This window comes from Nonomuraea polychroma (assembly GCF_004011505.1).
Classification (GTDB): domain Bacteria; phylum Actinomycetota; class Actinomycetes; order Streptosporangiales; family Streptosporangiaceae; genus Nonomuraea; species Nonomuraea polychroma.
In genome coordinates, this window is record NZ_SAUN01000001.1 from 5,647,274 (window position 1) to 5,664,952 (window position 17,679).

Here is a 17,679-nt window from a genome sequence, read left to right on the forward strand (position 1 = left end):
CATAGGAGCGGCATGGAGCAGGTCAGCACTTGTCCCGACCACGTTGAGCCATTCCTGGCGCCCCTTTGTCCCGTCGCTATAACGGTGCAGCGTTGCTCTTCGTCGTACGAGCCGGGGGACCAAGCTGATGACCAAAGTAGGACGAATCGCCGCCGGTGTGGGCCTGCTCGCCGCCTTGGGCGTGCCGGGGCAGGCGGTCGCCGACCCTGAGGCGCCACCGGCGGTGACGGCGCCCGCGATGGCGGCGCCCCAGCCGACGCTGGACCTGGTACTGGACGGCGCTTCGTTCACCCTCCGGGACGCCTTCGCGATCCTCGACGGCCGTCCCGTCTCCGCGCGGCTCGCGCCGGACGTACAGGCCAACTTGATCCAGGTGCGGTCGGGAGCGCTGAAGGCCCTGGAGACCCAGCGGGTGTACGGCTGGAACCAGGCGCTCGGGCCGCTGAAGGACCGTCCGCTCACACCCGAGCAGGCCGAGCAGTTCCAGCGCAACGTGCTGCGTTCCCACGCCGCGGGCGTCGGCGAGCCACTGCCCGACGACGTGGTCAGGCTGGCCCTGGTCCTCAAAGCGAACCAGATGGCCAGGGGCAAGATGGGGGTACGCCCCGAGGTGCCCCAGCGGCTGCTGTCCATGGTCAACGCCGGGGTCGTGCCGCGCATGCCGCAAATCGGGTCACTGGGCACCGGCGATCTGCAGCCGCAGGCGGCGGCCGGTCTGGCGGCACTCGGCGAGAACGCGCCGGTGCGCTATCAGGGCATCGAAGGACCCGCCTCCGAGCTGCTGCCGAAGGCCGGGCTGGTCAGGGACTTCACCTTCCAAGCCGGCGAAGCGCTGCCGATCGTCAGCGGCAGCACCGTCCTGGCCGCCACCCTGATGCACGCCCTGCACCGGGCCACCGTGCTCGCCGACCAGGCGGAGGGCGCCTTCGCCCTGTTCATGGAGGCGACCAGGGCCGAGCAGGGGTCGCTCGACGCGCGTACCCACAAGGAACGCCACATCCCCGAGGAGGACGCGGTCGCCGCGCGGCTGCGCACGATGGTGGCGGGCTCGGGCTGGATGACGGAGGAGGGGCGCAAGCGCCTCGACCCGGCGAACTACGAGCCGCGCATCCAGGACGCCGTGTCGGTGCGGGCGGCGCCGCACATCATGGCGGGACTGCGGCACGAGCTCGCCGACGCGCGCCGCACGCTGGTACGGGAGGCCAACTCCTCCACCTCCAACCCACTGATCTTCAAGCGGGAGCCCGGGCCCGGCTACGAGTTCGTGATGGGCGGCAACTGGGACGGCTCGGTCATGGGCCACCTCGCCGACACCCTGAACGCGGAGATCACCGACATCGGGGTGTTGTCGCAGGAGCTGTCGGGGCGGCTGATGTCGCCCCGGTGGAGCTACGGCCTTCCGGCGAACCTCGCCGGCGGCACGGTCGGGCTGAACTCCGGGATGGTGCAGGTGCAGACGGTGGCCGCGGCGCTGATCCCGGAGATGCAGACCAGGGCCACGCCCGCGGGCACGCTGTCCCGGCCGGTCAAGGACGGGCAGGAGGACCACAACACGATGGCCATGGCCTCGGTCCGGCACCTGCACGAGAACCTCGACCGGCTCGAAATCGTCCTGGCCGTCCAATACCTGATGGCGGCCCAGGGGATCGACCTCATCGCGCCGAAGATGACGGGCCTGCCGCTCGGCGCCGGCACGCGGGCCCTGCACGAGGAGATCAGGCGGTACATCGCGCCCTTGGGCGACGACCGCTATCTCACCCCTGACCTGGAGCGGGCCATCTGGCTGGTGCGCAACGGGCAGCTGAGGCCGCCCGTCCCCAGCGCGTGATCGCGGCATGACGGTTTCTCACCGTCCTCTCATCGGCCCCCGGGCACGATGACCTTCGGCGCGGTACCCCTCACGCCGCGCCGGAGGAGGTCCCCGCCATGGCAATGGCCCTCATCGAACAGGCGCGCGGGCTCAACCGCGACCAGCGCAACGCCTTCCTGGCCGCTTTCCTCGGCTGGACGATGGACGCCTTCGACTACTTCATCGTCGTCCTCGTCTACGCCGACATCGGCAAGGAGTTCGGCGTACCGCTCACCCAGATGGCGTTCCTCACCACGGTGACGCTCGCGATGCGCCCGCTCGGCGCGTTCCTGTTCGGCCGCTGGGCCGACGCCTCCGGGCGCAAGCGGCCGCTCATGGTGGACGTCGCCTTCTACTCGGCGGTCGGCTTCGCCTGCGCTTTCGCCCCCACCTACACGGTCCTGCTGGTCCTGCGGCTGCTGTACGGCATCGGCATGGGCGGCGAATGGGGACTCGGCGCCGCCTTGGCCATGGAGAAGATGCCCGTCGGCAAGCGCGGTTTCTTCTCCGGCGTGCTGCAGCAGGGCTACGCCGCCGGCTACCTGCTCGCCGCCGTCGTCTACCTCGTCGTCAACCCGATCTGGGGCTGGCGCGGCATGTTCGCCTTCAGTCTGGTGCCCGCGCTGGTGTCGTTCTTCATCCGCGCCCGGGTGCACGAAAGCGAAGCCTGGGAACGGACTCACGAACGCCTCACCCGTACCCGTACGAGCCTGCGCTCGGTCTTCCTCGATCCCCCGGTGCTGCGGCGTTTCCTCTACCTCGTCCTGCTCATGACGGCGTTCAACTGGATGAGTCACGGCACCCAGGACATCTATCCGACCTTCCTCAAGGACGGCAAGGGCTTCACCGGCACGGAGGCCATCGTCGTCGCGATCGTCTACAACCTCGGTGCGATCCTCGGCGGCACCCTCCTCGGGGGGCTGTCGGAGCGGTTCGGCCGCCGGCGCACCATCATCGCCGCCGTCCTCGTCGGCCTGCCGATCGTCCCCCTGTTCGCCTTCGCGCCCACGCTCGCCACGCTCGCCCTCGGCGCGTTCCTCATGCAATTCCTCATCCAGGGCGCCTGGGGCGTCATCCCCGCACACCTCACCGAGCTGAGCCCGGACGAGATCCGCGGCTTCTTCCCCGGCGTCACCTACCAGCTCGGCAACCTCCTGGCGGCCTTCAATCTGCCCATCCAGCAGGCGCTGGCCCACTCCCACGGCTACCCGTTCGCCCTGGCGGTCACGGTGACCCCGGTGCTCCTCGTGGTCGCGGCCCTCACCGCGCTCGGTCACGAGGCCCGCGGCATTCCCTTCGGCACCGGCCAGGCCACGGCCCCCATCCCGGCCTCCCCGGCCTGATCTGGGGCGCCGGCTCCGACTCCGGCTCCGCGTTGAAGGTCCTCGCGCACCACCACCACACCCACGGCGCACCTTCATCGCGGAGCCGGTCCGTCCACGCGCGGAAGCCGGAACTACTTCCGCCGAGCCGCCAAGCTTCGACGCACGGGCCTTCACGGCGACAGGTCCCGGCGCAGTTCGTCCTGCCTCCTGGCGACATAACCCGCGAAGTCGCTCCGTATAGCCATCAGGTCAGCGGGATCGATCACGATCACCCCGCAGTGATCGAGCGAGCAGCTCCGCGGATACGATCCGTCGATCAGTGATATACCGACGACCGAGCGGTCCTCATGCACCTCCGCACACACGACAGGGTGGAATGCGCAGTCTTCGTAGATGACCCCGGGCTTGATGACGTCGTGCGCGGAATCGTCGAGCGATGCCATGCCTTGAGTTTCCCGCAGCCATGCCCTTGAGCGCGGACGCCTGCGGGCTGCGCCTACAGTGGTGCCGTGTCGTCGGGAAATTCCGTTGTCGCGCGCAATGTGCGGCTCCTCAGAGAGCAGCGGGGCATGTCGCTGGCCGAACTGGCCCGGCAGGCCGGGCTGGCCAAGCAGACGCTGTCCACGATCGAGCAGGGCACGGGCAATCCAACCGTGGAAACGTTGTTCTCCATCGCGGACGCTCTCGGCGTGCCGGTGACGCGGCTGGTGGCCGAACGTGAGCAGGTCATGGTGGTGCAGCGCGGCGAGGAGGTGGCGTGGCACCAGCACGGCGGCTACGCCTCCCGCTCCCTCGACCATGTATACGGCTCCGGCGTGATCGAGAACTACCTGCTGCGCATCTTCCCGGCGCCCGGCGACGATGCCGTCGAGCCGTCCGCCCCCCATCCGGTCGGCACCCTCGAGCATCTGTACGTGATCAGCGGCCGGGTCCGGGTGGGCCCCGTCGACTACACGGTCGAGCTGAGCACCGGCGACTTCGTGCGCTACCCAGGCGACCGGCCGCACATCTACGAGGCGCTCGACGGCGAGGGCTTGGTCCACGTCGTGGTCAGCGTGCCCCGCGTGCAGCCGGGCACCGGCGCGACGGGCGTGGCACGCACCCACGACGGTCAGCCACGCTGACCGTGGTTCAGCCGCTCGCCGCCTGCCGCTGGGCCGAGACGATCGCCCGCGACGCCTCGTAAGCGACCCGGCGCAGCGCCGGGGCGAAGCGTGCGGGATCGAACCGATGGTGAGCACCCGCCACCGACAACGCGGCCACCGGCCTGCCCACTCCGTTCATGATCGGCACGGCCACGCAGACGAGACCGGGGACGGCCTCCTGCCGGTCGTAGGCGACCCCGTCTTGCCGGATCCGCCGCAGTTCGGCCCGGAACCGGGCGGGGTCGGTGAGGGTGTAGCCGGTGCGTGGCGACAGTCCCTCGGCGATGGCCGCCTCGGCGGCGTCGTGATCGAAGGCGAGCAGTGCCTTGCCGACCGCGGTGCAGTAGGCGGGCAGGCGGGCACCGATCTGGGAAGGGCATCGCGCCGGCCGATGGCCGTGGATCTTGTTGATGTACACGATCCCGGTGTCGTGGAGCACGGCCAGGTGCACCGTCTCGTGGGTCAGCTCGTAAAGGTCCGCGAGATACGGCAGCAGGCGCTCCCGCAACACGAGCGAGGTCGGGCCGTACACCCGGGTGCCGATGTCGAACAACCGCATGCCAAGCCGGTAGTCGCTGCCGACGCGCTCGACGAGGTCGTTGCGCTGGAGGATGCCGAGCAGGCGGAAGGCCGTGGACTTGGTCAGCCCGGTGCGCCGGGCCAGCTCGCTGACGCCGATCTCGCGGTCGTGGTCGGCGAGCGACTTCAGCAGGACGAGCGCCTTGTCGACGGCCGTGTGCCGCTGATCCGGCTCGGCGAGTCCCAGGTCTGTGCCTGGATCGCGATGTGACGTAGCCATGGAGGTCTCCAGGGGTTCCTTCAAGGCGACCACCATGATGGACGCGAGTCCACTTTAAAGGACAGTTTCGGCAATGTAAACGCCCGGGATCCGCCATCATGGCAGGTCCCGGGCGCGATGAGGAGCGAAGCCGCGGTCAGGCGGCGAATTCGCGATCGCGGGTCTCCGGCAGCACGAGCACGCAGACGAGGCTGACCAGGCAGAGCGCGCCCGCGTAGCAGCCGAGCACCAGCGGCGAGGCCCAGTGGGTGTTCAGCCAGGTGGCGACGACCGGGGCGAAGCCGCCGCCGAGCGTGTTGGCGAGGATGAAGGCCGCCGACGCGCCGGTGTAGCGCAGCCGCGCGGGGAAGAGCTCAGGCAGGAAGGCGGCGATCGGCGAGAAGCTGAGCGTGAACAGCACCAGCCCGATCACGAACGCTCCCGTGATCAACAGACCGTTGCCGGTCTGCAGCGAGCCGAACATGGGCAACGCCCAGAGCACGCAGCCGACCAGGCCCGCCAGCATCACCGGGCGCCTGCCCACCTTGTCGGCCAGCCGGGCGGCCGGAACCGTGGCCAGCGCTCCGGCCGCGGCCGCGAGGCTCGCGGCGGTCAACACCGTGCCTTGCGAGATGCCGAGCGCCTTCGGCGCGTACTGCAGGCTGTAGACGGTGGTGAGGTAGTAGACCGACGAGCCGCCGATCGCCGCGCCGACGCCCAGCAGGAGCCGGCCGGGGTGCTCCTTCACCAGCGTGCCGAGCGGGAAACGGGAGGCCGTGCGGCGGGGCGCGGAGGTGAAGACCGGGGACTCGGTCACCCGGCTGCGCACCCAGAGACCGATGATGATGAGCGCCGCGCTGAACAGGAACGGAATCCGCCATGCCCCGGCGGCGAAGCCGTCACGGCCGGCGATGGCCAGCGTGGGCAGGATCACCGCGCTGGACAGCAGGAATCCCAGTGGCGGTCCGGCCTGCGGGATGGAGGCGAACATCGCCCGGCGGGCCGGCGGGGCGTGCTCGGCGGCCAGCAGCACGGCGCCGCCCCACTCGCCGCCCATGCTCACGCCCTGGAGCAGGCGCAGGGCCACCAGCAGGACGGGGGCGAGCAGTCCTGCGCTCTCGTACGTCGGGAGCAGGCCGACGCCCACCGTCGCCGCGCCCATCAGCAGCAGTGAGAGCACCAGCGCCCGCTTGCGGCCCAGCCGGTCGCCGATGGTCCCGAACAGCACCACCCCGAAGGGCCTCGCCAGGAACGCCCCGGCGAAGGTGAGGAACGCGGCGAGGGTCTGCACCGTGGGGCTGCCGGACGGGAAGAAGGCGGGGCCCAGGACGAGGGCGGCGGCGGTGCCGTACACGGCGAAGTCGTAGTACTCGATCACGGTGCCGATCAGGCTCGCGGCGACGACCCGCGACACCGTGCGCTTGTCGGTCGCGGGAGCCGGCTTGGGTGGAGACGGAGCGGCGGTATCGGACATGAGGCGACTCCCTCGAATGGACCCGGGTCTGGCGATCCAGGTCATGGGGGGACTGGGGGTTACAAGAGAATGGAAGGGCCGGCGGAAGCGGAGAGCACGCGCCCGTGCCACTCCGTGGCACAGCTCTCCCGGCGCCTCTCCCCCGCCCTCATCTCCTCGCCCCCGCCACCAGCCGAAGGACCGCCGGCACCATGACCGGCCGGCCGCGCGGGGCGGCGGCCGGTCGGCGCGTGCAGCTGCCGGACGGCCGTCGCCGATGGCTAGGTCTTGCGACCGACCCCTACGATCACCCAGGCCTTGTCCGACCTCTCGGCCGCGAACGGGCTCTCGGGCCGCCAGTCGCGGACATAGACCAGCCCGGGCTCGACCAGCTCGAGGCCGTCGAAGAAGGTCGACACCTTCTCCCGGGTACGGGCCACGCCCTCGACATCCCCCAGAAACTTCCTGTAGAGATCGACGATCGGCTCCGCGATCTCCGGGCGTGCGTCGAAGACGACGTGCGTGATGACGATGTGGCTGCCGGCCGGCAGCGCGTCACGCAGCTCGGCAACCCGCCGGAAGGGATCGCTGCTGTCCGCGATGTACTGCAGGACGGCGAACAACAACACCGCCACCGGCTGACCGAGGTCGATCGTCTGCCGGAGAACGGGGTCGGCGAGCAGGTCGGCAGGATGCATGACGTCGCCCTCGACGACGGCGATCCCGGGCTGCCTGGCGAGAAGCGCCCTGCCGTGGGTGAGCACCACCGGATCGTCGCCGACGTAGACCACGCGAGCCTCGGGAACGAGAGAGCGGGCCAGCTGGTGCGTGTTGAGCTCGGTGGGCAGCCCGGCGCCCAGATTGACGAACTGGGTGATGCCCTGGTCCACGAGATAGCGGACCACCCGTACGTGGAACGCCTGATGCTCCTGCGCCATCACCCGGACCTCCGGGGCGATGGCCAGCACGGCTTCGGCGGCCTCCCGGTCGGCGGCGAAGTTGTCCTTCCCGCCGATGAAGTAGTCGTGCATGCGGGCGAGGTTGGGGGTGGTGGTGTCCACTCCAGCGAACCGCTTCGCCTCGTCACCCATGCGTCGTCCTCCACCGATCGACAGCTCCTTGATTATGTCGGAAAACAGAGCGCTATGTCGGAACCGTGGTGGCTTAAGGTGACAATCGGTGTGCTGCCTGCTTTGATGAGGACCCCCCATGCGCCGCCGCCCTCATCAAGCCGGCTACGGAGCGGCGCATGCTCAGCATGGAGTGACGATGCACGACCACCCCCACGGCGACGACATCTTCGACAGAGGACTGCAGTTCGACATGTCGACGTTGCTGGAACGCCGGCGGATGCTGGGCCTGTTCGCCGGCGCGGGCCTGGCGACCCTGCTCGGCTGCAGCAGCGACTCGACAGGCGCCACCCCAGCCTCGACGGCCTCGGCCGCGCAGAGCGGGACGGCGACGGGCGGCAGTTGCGCCGAAATCCCGGAAGAGACCGCCGGGCCGTTCCCGGGCGACGGCTCGAACGGCCCGAACATCCTCACCCAGAGCGGCATCGTCCGCAGCGACATCCGCTCCAGCATCGGCTCGGCCTCGGGCACCGCCGCGGGCGTCCCCCTGACCATCGAGCTGACCATCCAGGACACCTCGGCCGGCTGCTCGGCACTGTCAGGCGCAGCCGTCTACCTGTGGCACTGCGACCGCGACGGCAACTACTCGATGTACTCCGAAGCCGTCACCGGCGAGAACTACCTGCGCGGCGTCCAGGAGGCCGACAGCACCGGCAAGGTCTCCTTCACCAGCATCTTCCCGGGCTGCTACGCGGGCCGATGGCCGCACGTGCACTTCGAGGTCTATCCCAGCCTGGCCAAAGCCACGACGTCCGACAACCAGATCGCGACCTCGCAGCTGGCGCTGCCCAAGGACATCTGTGACTCGGTGTACGCGACCGACGGCTACAGCCAGAGCGTCAGCAACCTGAGCCGGCTCTCCCTGGACAGCGACAACATCTTCAGCGACGGGTACACGAGCCAGCTCGGCACGGTGGCGGGAAGCGTGTCCTCTGGCCTCACCGTCGGCCTCACCGTCCCCGTGTGACCCAAGGCCACGGAGGAAGTTTGGGCCTCAGCTCCCCCGGCTGAGGCATGTCGAGAGTATGCCTTTGCGTCCGATTTGTACAGCTTTTTTTACCGCTCGTCACGCCTGCGTGTCGTCGCCGGCGTACTGCGGGAACATCGGTGACAGTTGGTCAGGTGTGAGAGCCGTCGGCCCGAAGAGCCAGTCCACGTAGCTGTAGTCGTAGACGTCACGATCGCGGAGCACCGCGTTGCGCCACTCCCGCTTCTCCCCGTCGTGGTGCCACAGGTTGCCCCAGGCCCGAGCCGTGGTCAGCACCCGGCGGCAGTGCTGCGGGCGGACGGCGTTGTAGGCGGCCAGGGCAGCGTCCCAGTCGACGGAACCCGTCCGGTCCTGCGCGCCCACGTGCTCGGACAACACCCACGCGTCCTCGATGGCCATGATCGCGCCTTGCGCGAGGTACTGCAGCGGCGGGTGGGCGGCGTCCCCGGTGAGGGCGATACGGCCGCGTACCCAGTCCATGATCGGCTCGCGGTCGTACATCCGCCACCGGCGGTCGCGCCACATCAGCGGCAGGCCGGCCCGCACCTGGTCGCAGGCGGCCGCGAACGCCCCGTCCAGTTCGTCGGGCGTGCCCCAGTCCTCCTCGCCGGCCAGCGCCTTCGGCGACTCGAACACCGCGACCTGGTTGAACATCTCACCGTGGCGCAGCGAGTACTGGACGAAATGGCATCTGGGGCCAATGTAGACGACCACGTCCTTGGGGTGCAGATCGAGGTCGGCGACCTTCTCGAACGGCACGGCGCTCCGGTAGGCGACGTACGCGGAGCTGACCGGCTCGTCGTCGCTCACGATCCGGCGGGCCACGGAGCGCAGGCCGTCGGCGGCAAGGACGATCTCCCCGAACTCACGCCCGCCCGCGTGGACGGCGACGGCACCGCCCTCGGCCTGCTCGTACGCGGTCACCGTGACGTCGTTGACCAGGTCCACCCCGGCCCGACGGCAGGCGCGCAGCAGCGTGCCGTGCAGGTCACTGCGGTGGATCACCATGTACGGGAAGCCGTAACGCCGCTCCACGTCGCTCAGGTCGAGGCTGGTGAGGACGCCGCCGTCGATCGCGTCCTTCATGAGGATGTTCTCGGGCAGCACACCGAGTGACTTGACCTCGTCGAGCAGGCCCCACTGGTCCAGGATGCGGGTGCAGTTGGGAGCGATCTGCAGCCCGGCGCCGACCTCACCGAACTCGTGAGCCTGCTCGAGCACCCGCACCCGCAGGCCCTTCCGGGTGAGCGCCAAGGCGTTGGCCAGACCGCCGATGCCCCCGCCCACCACGACGACATCGACGTCGTGGCCGTCGTGTGCCATGTCTCGTGATTCCTTTCTCGACTCGCGCCGGACTAGAGCCACCGCGGAAGTTCGGGCGCCGGCCCGCCGTGCGCGCCGGTCACGCCGGGCGATCGGCGGCCGGAGAGGTAGGCGGCGAGGCCGGCGAGGGTGCCGGTGACCGGAGCGGGGTCGCCGGCGCCGGAGACGGCCCACGTGCCGCTGTGGTCGGTCGCGGTGAGGGTGAGCGCGGGCCCGTCCGCGCCGGACCGCTTGGCGGTGATGTCGTCGATCAGGGCGGCGAGGAAATCGGCTGGAAGATCGTCGAACTCCACGCCGGCGCCGAGGTCGACGGCGTGCACCATGACCTCGCGGGTGCGCATCCAGGGGATCTCTTCGGCGGTGACGGTGCGGCCCTGGGCGGTGCGGACCTCCCGGTTCCACTGCTGCTCGTCCAGCTCGGCGAGCCGCGCGTCGAGGGTCTTGGCGGACCGTACGGCCCAGGCCCGCAGCTCGGCCGCCGGCCGCGTCGCGCCCGCCTCGATGTCGGCATCGCGCTGCGCCGGGGAGGAGTACATCGGGGTCTCCTCGCCGGTGCGGGCCCAATGCGCCAGGTTGACCAGCGCGTCGGCGTTGGCGGCCAGGTGGGCCAGCAGGTGCTTGCCGCTCCAGCCGTCGAGCGCCGTCGGCCGGTCCAGCCGGTCGTCCGGCACCGAGGCCAGGGCGTCGAAGAAGACGGCGGTGCCCTGCGCCATCCACCGCAGGCTGTCGGCGCGGGTCCTGCCGGCGGGCATCATGCCACCGGCTCGGCGACGGCCTTGACCTCGGACCGGCCCAGCCCGGTGATCTCGGTGGCCAGGACGCTGCCTTCGGTGAGGTACCGGGCGGGCTTGCGCGCGTGGCCCACCCCGCCGGGAGTGCCGGAGGCGATGACGTCGCCCGGGCTGAGCGTGATGATCGTGGAGACGTACCGCACCAGGGCGACGGGGTCGAACACGAGGTCGGAGGTGTCGGCCTGCTGCACCACCTCGCCGTCGACGTATCCGGTCAGGGTGAGCGAGGGCCGGGTGCCGCCGTCCAGCTCGTCGGGGGTGACCAGGTAGGGGCCGAACGGCGTGCTGCCCTCCCAGGTCTTGCCCTGCAGCCACATCGCCGAGCGGTACTGCCAGTCGCGCATCGTGACGTCGTTGAGAACGGCGAACCCCGCGATGGCCTCGGCGGCTTCGGACTCGCCGGCGCGCCGCACGGTCTTGCCGATGACGACCGCGAGCTCGGCCTCCCAGTCCACCTGGTCGGACTCCGGCGGGAGCCGGATCTCGTCGTACGCCCCGACGAGCGCCTCGGCGTACTTCGCGAACAACGTCGGGTACTGCGGCAGCTCCCGGCCCATTTCGAGGATGTGGTTGCGGTAGTTCAGCCCCACGCAGATGATCTTGCCGGGACGGGGCACCACGGGCGCGTAGCCGGCGGGCTCGACCGCGGGCCCCTCCGTCCGCGCGGCGTGCTCGGCCCAGTCCGGCCGCGCCAGCAGCTCACCGACGTCGGCGAGGCCCAGGTCGACCAGGGTCTCCCCCTCGACGCGCACGGCCCGGGTGAGGCCGTCGGCGGTGCGGATGGTGGCGAGCTTCATGCGTTGTGTCCTTCCACGTGGGCGCGGCCGAGGTGCAGCGCCTCGAAGATCGGCCCGTCGCTGAATCTGAAGAGGTCGAGAGCGGCGGAGTCGGAGTCGGACGCCGAGGCCTCGGACTTCGCCGAGAACGGCGCCCAGGACGGCACGACGAACAGGTCACCCCGGGTGACCGACCAGGACACGTCGCCGACCGTGACCCGCCCGCTCCCGTCGAAGACCTGATACACCGAGGAGCCGGCCTCCCGCCGGGGTGCGGTCTCGGCGCCGCTGCGGATGCGGTGCATCTCGACGCGGATGGTCGGCAGCACATCGCCTCCGGTGGTGGGGTTGATGTAGCGCACCGCCGCGTGGCCGGGCTCGACCGTCCCGGCATGGCCCTCGGCCTCGAGCTCGAGCTGGTCCGCCAGCGCGCGGTCGGTGTCGGCCCACCGGTAGGCCAGCAAGGGGGTGCCGGGCTGAGCACCGAGGGAGGAGACCGGGCGCAGGCCGGGGTGGCCCCACAGCCGCTCGGACCGGGATCGTTCGGGGGTGGTGCGCTCGGCCGCGCTGATCTGGTCGCGGCCGAACTCGAAGAACTGCGTCTCGGTGACGTACTGGAACGGGATGTCCAGGCCGTCGATCCACGCCATCGGCCGGTCGGCCGCGTTGTGGTGGGCGTGCCAGTTCCACCCTGCCTGGGGCAGGAAGTCGCCGCGGCGCATCGGCACGGGATCGCGGCCGACCACGGTCCACACTCCCTCCCCCTCGACGACGAAGCGGAACGCATGCTGACTGTGCCGGTGCTCCGGAGCGTCCTCGCCCGGCATCAGGTACTGGATCGCCGCCCACAGCGTCGGCGTCGCGAACGGCCGGCCGCCGAGCGCCGGGTTCGCCAGGGCGATCGCGCGCCGCTCCCCGCCCCGGCCGACCGGCACCAGGTGCCCGGACCGGTCCGCCAGGGCCACCAGGTTCTCCCACCGCCACAGGTGCGGGACCGCCTTGGAGCGCGGGTGCGGCGGCATCAGATCGCCGATCTCGGTCCACAACGGGACCAGCAACTCCTGCTCGAAGCCGCGATACAGCTCCGCCAACGCCACCGACGGCGCCGGTTGATCTGGCGAGTCCACCACACTGAGGCGAACCGGGGAGTTCGCGGTCTCGGTCATGCCTGCTCCTTCACGATGTGACGGTTCCCAGCTTGTATCGTGGAAGGCATTGAAGAATAGGAGATTCTGCTATGAAGAATCCCCCCAACTACTTCGTGCGCAGTGTCGACCATGCGCTGCAGCTCGCGGTCATGCTGCAGGTCGAGGGTCCTTTCGGTGTGGGCGAGGCCGCCCAGCGTCTCGGGGTGGCGCCCTCCACCGCGCACCGGCTGCTGGCCATGCTCGTCTACCGGGACTTCGCGATCCGGCGTGAGGACCACCAATACGCGGCCGGCCCGGTTCTCTCCCTGGGCGGGAGTTCCCAGTCGCGTACCGCGCTGCTGCGTTCGGTCGCGATGCCGCAGCTGGCCGGCCTGGTCGAGCGGGTCCAGGAGAGTGCGAACCTGCAGATCCTGTCCGGTGACCACGTGCGGTTCATCGGGTCGGTCGAATGCAGCCAGGCGCTGCGGGTCGGCAACCGGGAGGGCATGGTCTTCCCGGCGCATCTGGCCTCGGGCGGCAAGGTCATGCTCGCCGACCTGCCGCCCGAGCGGCTCGACGCGTTGTACAGCGAGGCGAAGTGGGCCGATCGCCTGGACGAGCGGCCCAATCTGGCGGCGCTGCGCCGCGAGTTGCGCAACGTCCGCGAACGGGGTTTCGCCATCAACGCCGGCAAGACCGAGTCGGGCGTCACCGCCATCGGCCGGGCCGTGCGCGGTGCGGACGGCCGTGCTCATGCGGCCGTGTCGGTCTCGATGCCCAGCAGCCGCTTCTCGCGGGAGCGTCTCCCGGATCTGGTCAGTGCCCTGACCCTGACCGCCCACGACATCGAGGAGGAGATGCGGGGCGCCGACGCTCCCCGCATCCGGTCATGATCGACGCCCGCCCTGGCCCGTCCGGTCGGCGGGAAGGCCGGCGACGTCGAGTTCGCGGGGCGATGTGCCCTTGGGCGGTTTCGCGGGGCGATCAGCGTGGGCCGGGGCCGGATGGGACCCGGCCCCGGACGCACGGGTGAGGGTCAGAACCGGGCTCCGACGTCGGCGCCGTTGGAGGGGCGCAGGAAGGTGGAGGTCCGGATCGAGCCGTCGGCGTTGCGCGGCCCCGTGATGGTGCTCGCGTCGGTGCCGGCGAACGACCAGCTGCCGCCGAGGTCCCACGAGTTGCCGCTGCCGCTGGAGTTCGAGCCCAGTGACACGTTGGTGCCGTTGGCGACCGCGAGGTTCTTGGTCAGCGTCGCGTCGGCGTCGGCGACGTCGAAGCCGGCGCCGGGGTTGTCCCAGGCGGTGCAGTGGTCGATCACCATCTGGCCGGGGTTGGCGTTGTCGATGAAACCGCCGGTGGCGTTGTCCCACGCCATGCTGTTGCGGACCACGTGTGCCGCCGGCAGGTCCACGTCTCCGCCGCCGAGCTTGAACCCGTTGCCGTCACCGGTGTAGTCGGGCAGGTTCCACCGGTTGAAGCCGTTGCCGTAGGCGATGCTGTTCTCCACCGTCACCGGGGACAGGAACTCCCAGAAGTCCAGGCCGTCGTCGGAGTTGTTCCACAACCTGGCGCCGCGCACCACGTTGCCCGTGCCGGAGCCTTCCTTGATGGCCAGGCCGTCGGCGCTCTCCCCGTTGTTGCGAGGGTCGCGGTTGCCGTACGCGTCCAGGTTGATGATCTGGTTGTTGCTGGACGCGCCCTGCAGGTGCAGGCCGCTCTCGTAGTTGTCCCGCGTGATGAGACGTTCGAAGACATTGTTGTTGGTGTCGAGGCCGAAGACGGCGTACGGACCGTTGATGATCTCCAGGCCGATCAGCCGCCAGTAGTCGCCCTCGATGTGGATCGCCCCGCGTTCCGGGCGGGGGATGCTGCCGTCGACCGGGGCCGGTGTGTGCGGCATGTTCTCGCCGTCGATGACGACCCGCTCCCCGTTGTAGGTGGTCATCGTGATCGGGGCGCTCGCCGTGCCGTTCTTCAACACCTGGATGTTGGTGCTCGGAGCGTACGTCCCGCCGCGGATGACGATCGTGTACCCGGGCTGCGCGAGGTCGACCGCGCGCTGGATCGTCCGCAGCGGTTGCGACAAGCTGCCGGGGTTGCCGTCGTTGCCGTTGGTCGCGACGTAGAGCGTGTTACCCGGCGGTGGGGTGCCGTCCGTGGTGACCTCGATGAAGTCGATGTTCGGCAGGCCGGTCGAGGCCGTCGGGCTGAACCGGATCGTGTTGCTCCCGGAGTTCACCGAAACGGTCAACGTCTTCGTGACCCACGTCGACCAGGCGCCGGTGCCCTCGAACGACACCGGCTGCACGGTCGAACCGTTGACCGTCAGGTTGGCCGGCCGGCTCGTCGTGGTCCCGTTCGCGAAACGGACCGCCACGGTGGCGGCGCCCGCGGCCGGCGCGTTCACCGTGAACTGCGCGGCCGCGCCCACAGCGTTGCCGGCGTTGCAGAAGCCGGTCCCCGAGTAACCGGAGTGATTGGAGTCGATGGTGCCGTCGCAGGTCGCCGGGGCGGTTTCCGCCTCATGGCGGGTGGTCGCCGCCGACGCCATGGCAGCGGGAAGTACCACGAGCGCGCCGGCCAGCAGGGTGACGCAGGCGATGAACGGTCTGAGTCTCATCATCCTTCTCCGCATGGTGGTGGCCGGGCGGCCCGGTACCGCCCGGCCGGGGGGCTCTACCGGTAGGTGATGTCGGACGAGGAGTAGAGGCAGTTCACACCGTCGGCGCCCTCACCGATCTTCACCGGCTCGCTGCCCTTGGGCACGCCTCGGTACTTCTCGCAGATGACGGCGCTGCCGTACACCGTGATCCGGCTGAAGCGCGCGGTGTCGCCCCAGTTCGTGTTGATCCCGGCCAGCACCTTCGTGGTCCGCGCGGTGACACCGTCCATGACCACATGCCGCTGATACGACGTCGAGCAGTTGCCGCACGCCCGATACAACTTGCCGGAACTGTGCACCTGGAAGTTCTTGATCGTCACCGTGCCGGCCCCGTTGTGCTGGAACACCTTGTCCGAACCCGACTTGGCACCGCCCCCGTCCACCAGATACGTCGCCGACGAACTCGAGCTCTTGAACGTGGCGGCGTCCTCACCGACGTCGTTCCACCACACGTTGCGGATCGTGCACGACCCCTCGCAGTGGATGCCGTCACCGGCCGGCGCGTCGATGATCACGTTCTGGATCGTGCCGCCGTTGGGCACCACGAACATCGGATCCTGGCTCTCGCTCTGACCGCCGTCACCGATGCCGTAGTAACGCTTCATCCCGCCGTCGAAGAACGAGCCGGTGTTGCGCGTCGTCGTCTGATGCACGCTGCCGGTGTCCGACGGCCACGGGCCGCTGCCGCCGCCCCCGGTTCCGCCGGTGGGAGTGACGGTGGGGGTCGGGTTCGGGCCGGGGGAGGTGCCGCCGCCGGCGGGGCGCAGCGTCCATTGTTTGGTGGCCGCCGAGTCGCAGGAGTTCTGCTGGAGCAGCGCGTTGACCGCGGTGGAGTTGTCCTTGACGTTGAGGCATTTGCCCCCGTTGGTGTTGACGACCCGGTAGTTCGACCCCGAAGCGGTGAGCTGCCACGTCTGTGACGCGGCTCCGGTACAGCTTTCCTGCTGGACCGGCTTGCCGGCGCTGGTGGAGGCGTCGCGTACGCCGAGACACTTGCCGCTGTGCGCCGCCTTGATCTGGAAGCCGCTGCCCGAGGCGGTGAAGGTGAAGACCTGTCCGGCGGTGCCGGCGCAGGTCGCCTGGACGAGTTGCACGCCGTCACTGGCGCTCTGCCCCGGCACGGCGGCGCACAGGCCGCTCCCGGCGTTGGCCAGCGTGTAGTTGCCGTTGGAGGGGGCGGCCGAGGCAGGCGTGGTGATCAGCACTGCCAGCCCGCCGGTCATCATGAGACCGGCGGTCATCGTGATGGCCAGTCTGAGGGAGGGACTTCTGTGTTTCCGCACGTCAGCTCCGTTGTACGAAGGGTGATGGCTGTACCTGGCCGGTACGTCGGCCATAGTTCGGAATGCGCTTACCGACTGTCGGTAAGCGCTTTCCGTCACGCGCAGGAGGAGTGAAGCACAGGTGGGTCGACACGAGAAGCCCTCGGTGAGGGCACGACCCGCCGGCTCGGAATTCGGCCAGGTCAGGTCGCATGCTCGGGGCCTGCTGCGGTTGCACCGTCCGATGAAAATTTCATCGGCGCCGCCGACGGCAACGCATTTGGGGTCGCGTGGTCACAGATCAGCGCCGCCGGCCCCGGGCGCTTGTCGCGCACAAGCGCCCGGGCAGGTCCTTGATCAGAGCCGGTCGAGGATCTTCCGCATCTGCTCCACTTCGGCCTTCTGGGTGGTCTCGATCGTTTTGGCCAGCTCCTTGGCCTGTGGGTTGGAGCCGTCCTTCTGCTCGGTGCGGGCCATCTTGATCGCGCCCTTGTGATGGGCGATCATCTGCTGGACGAACAGCTTGTCGAACGCTTTGCCCTTGGCCGCTTCGAGCCTGTTCATCTCCTGCTCGGACAGCATGCCGGGCATGCCATGCCCCATGTGTCCTTCAGGGTCGGACTCGGGCTTGCCCCACTCGGTCAGCCAGCCCCTCATGGTCTGGATCTCCGGATCCTGCGCCGCCTTGATCGTGGTTGCGAGCTTCTTGACCTCCGGGTCGCTCGCCCGCGTCGCGGCCAGGTCGGCCATCTCGACCGCCTGCTCGTGATGCGGGATCATCGTCTGCGCGAACATGACGTCCGCGTCGTTGAAAGCAGCCGACGGCGAGGGGCTGGTCGCGGTGGCGGCAGGGGCGCTGCTGCTCATCCGCTGGTGCCCAGCCATGGATTCGCCGGCGCCGCCACAGGCGGTGAGCAGGGCCAGCGCGCCCGCGGCGAGGGTGACGGACATCGTACGGTTGACATGCATGGTTGCTTCGGTCTCTCGGTTGGTGGCGGAGCTGTCGGCCTGATCGCGGACAGCCTCGGAGCCCGTCCGCCGCCGCACCGCTCCCACCGCCCTCCCTTGAT

Annotated in this window: 16 protein-coding genes; 5 read left to right on the top strand and 11 right to left on the bottom strand. The window is 69.8% G+C overall.

Going from position 1 to position 17,679, the window contains the following annotated elements:
• The first annotated feature begins 127 nt into the window (after positions 1 to 127).
• Complete coding sequence (locus EDD27_RS25765; protein ID WP_127934670.1) at positions 128 to 1,828, top strand: HAL/PAL/TAL family ammonia-lyase; 1,701 nt, start codon at positions 128 to 130, stop codon at positions 1,826 to 1,828.
• A 98-nt stretch (positions 1,829 to 1,926) separates the two neighbouring features.
• On the top strand, positions 1,927 to 3,192 hold the full coding sequence (locus EDD27_RS25770; RefSeq protein WP_127934671.1) for an MFS transporter: 1,266 nt from the start codon (positions 1,927 to 1,929) through the stop codon (positions 3,190 to 3,192).
• A 152-nt stretch (positions 3,193 to 3,344) separates the two neighbouring features.
• Here the strand turns inward: EDD27_RS25770 and EDD27_RS25775 are convergent, their stop codons facing one another.
• Entirely contained in the window at positions 3,345 to 3,617 is a 273-nt protein-coding gene (locus EDD27_RS25775; protein ID WP_127934672.1) for a hypothetical protein, read from the bottom strand.
• A 66-nt stretch (positions 3,618 to 3,683) separates the two neighbouring features.
• Between EDD27_RS25775 and EDD27_RS25780 the strand changes: the two genes are divergently transcribed.
• The gene (locus tag EDD27_RS25780; protein WP_206641647.1) at positions 3,684 to 4,298 is read left to right on the top strand and encodes a helix-turn-helix domain-containing protein; all 615 of its coding nucleotides are present in this window, start codon (positions 3,684 to 3,686) and stop codon (positions 4,296 to 4,298) included.
• A gap of 7 nt (positions 4,299 to 4,305) precedes the next feature.
• Here EDD27_RS25780 and EDD27_RS25785 read toward each other — a convergent pair whose 3' ends face one another.
• The 3 genes from EDD27_RS25785 to EDD27_RS25795 all read right to left on the bottom strand — a co-directional run bounded on the left by EDD27_RS25785 (position 4,306) and on the right by EDD27_RS25795 (position 7,641).
• Positions 4,306 to 5,118 (bottom strand): IclR family transcriptional regulator, encoded by an 813-nt coding sequence (locus EDD27_RS25785; protein ID WP_127934673.1) that lies wholly within the window; start codon positions 5,116 to 5,118, stop codon positions 4,306 to 4,308.
• Positions 5,119 to 5,254: 136 nt separating this feature from the next.
• The gene (locus EDD27_RS25790; RefSeq protein WP_206641648.1) at positions 5,255 to 6,571 is read right to left on the bottom strand and encodes an MFS transporter; all 1,317 of its coding nucleotides are present in this window, start codon (positions 6,569 to 6,571) and stop codon (positions 5,255 to 5,257) included.
• A 260-nt stretch (positions 6,572 to 6,831) separates the two neighbouring features.
• The gene (locus tag EDD27_RS25795) at positions 6,832 to 7,641 is read right to left on the bottom strand and encodes an SAM-dependent methyltransferase (RefSeq protein WP_127934675.1); all 810 of its coding nucleotides are present in this window, start codon (positions 7,639 to 7,641) and stop codon (positions 6,832 to 6,834) included.
• Positions 7,642 to 7,819: 178 nt separating this feature from the next.
• Here EDD27_RS25795 and EDD27_RS25800 point away from each other — a divergent pair, with 178 nt between their 5' ends.
• The gene (locus EDD27_RS25800) at positions 7,820 to 8,647 is read left to right on the top strand and encodes an intradiol ring-cleavage dioxygenase (protein WP_127934676.1); all 828 of its coding nucleotides are present in this window, start codon (positions 7,820 to 7,822) and stop codon (positions 8,645 to 8,647) included.
• Positions 8,648 to 8,746: 99 nt separating this feature from the next.
• Here the strand turns inward: EDD27_RS25800 and EDD27_RS25805 are convergent, their stop codons facing one another.
• The 4 genes from EDD27_RS25805 to EDD27_RS25820 are packed head-to-tail and all read right to left on the bottom strand — an operon-like array spanning position 8,747 to position 12,724.
• A complete protein-coding gene (locus EDD27_RS25805) occupies positions 8,747 to 9,991 on the bottom strand; it encodes an FAD-dependent monooxygenase (protein WP_127934677.1) in 1,245 nt (414 codons plus the stop codon).
• Positions 9,992 to 10,023: 32 nt separating this feature from the next.
• The gene (locus EDD27_RS25810) at positions 10,024 to 10,704 is read right to left on the bottom strand and encodes a maleylpyruvate isomerase family mycothiol-dependent enzyme (protein ID WP_127934678.1); all 681 of its coding nucleotides are present in this window, start codon (positions 10,702 to 10,704) and stop codon (positions 10,024 to 10,026) included.
• Positions 10,705 to 10,742: 38 nt separating this feature from the next.
• Entirely contained in the window at positions 10,743 to 11,579 is an 837-nt protein-coding gene (locus EDD27_RS25815; protein WP_127934679.1) for a fumarylacetoacetate hydrolase family protein, read from the bottom strand.
• Positions 11,576 to 12,724 carry a cupin domain-containing protein gene (locus tag EDD27_RS25820; protein ID WP_127934680.1) on the bottom strand — a complete coding sequence of 383 codons (1,149 nt, stop codon included), beginning with the start codon at positions 12,722 to 12,724 and terminating at the stop codon, positions 11,576 to 11,578. Before EDD27_RS25820 ends, EDD27_RS25815 begins: the two co-directional genes overlap by 4 nt.
• Before the next feature lie 71 nt (positions 12,725 to 12,795).
• Between EDD27_RS25820 and EDD27_RS25825 the strand changes: the two genes are divergently transcribed.
• Positions 12,796 to 13,578 (top strand): IclR family transcriptional regulator, encoded by a 783-nt coding sequence (locus EDD27_RS25825; protein ID WP_127934681.1) that lies wholly within the window; start codon positions 12,796 to 12,798, stop codon positions 13,576 to 13,578.
• A gap of 143 nt (positions 13,579 to 13,721) precedes the next feature.
• Here EDD27_RS25825 and EDD27_RS25830 read toward each other — a convergent pair whose 3' ends face one another.
• From EDD27_RS25830 to EDD27_RS25840, 3 genes are all read right to left on the bottom strand, one after another.
• On the bottom strand, positions 13,722 to 15,308 hold the full coding sequence (locus EDD27_RS25830; protein WP_206641650.1) for a right-handed parallel beta-helix repeat-containing protein: 1,587 nt from the start codon (positions 15,306 to 15,308) through the stop codon (positions 13,722 to 13,724).
• A gap of 53 nt (positions 15,309 to 15,361) precedes the next feature.
• Complete coding sequence (locus tag EDD27_RS25835; RefSeq protein ID WP_206641651.1) at positions 15,362 to 16,588, bottom strand: pectate lyase; 1,227 nt, start codon at positions 16,586 to 16,588, stop codon at positions 15,362 to 15,364.
• A gap of 378 nt (positions 16,589 to 16,966) precedes the next feature.
• Positions 16,967 to 17,578 carry a DUF305 domain-containing protein gene (locus tag EDD27_RS25840; protein ID WP_127934683.1) on the bottom strand — a complete coding sequence of 204 codons (612 nt, stop codon included), beginning with the start codon at positions 17,576 to 17,578 and terminating at the stop codon, positions 16,967 to 16,969.
• Positions 17,579 to 17,679 lie beyond the last annotated feature (101 nt).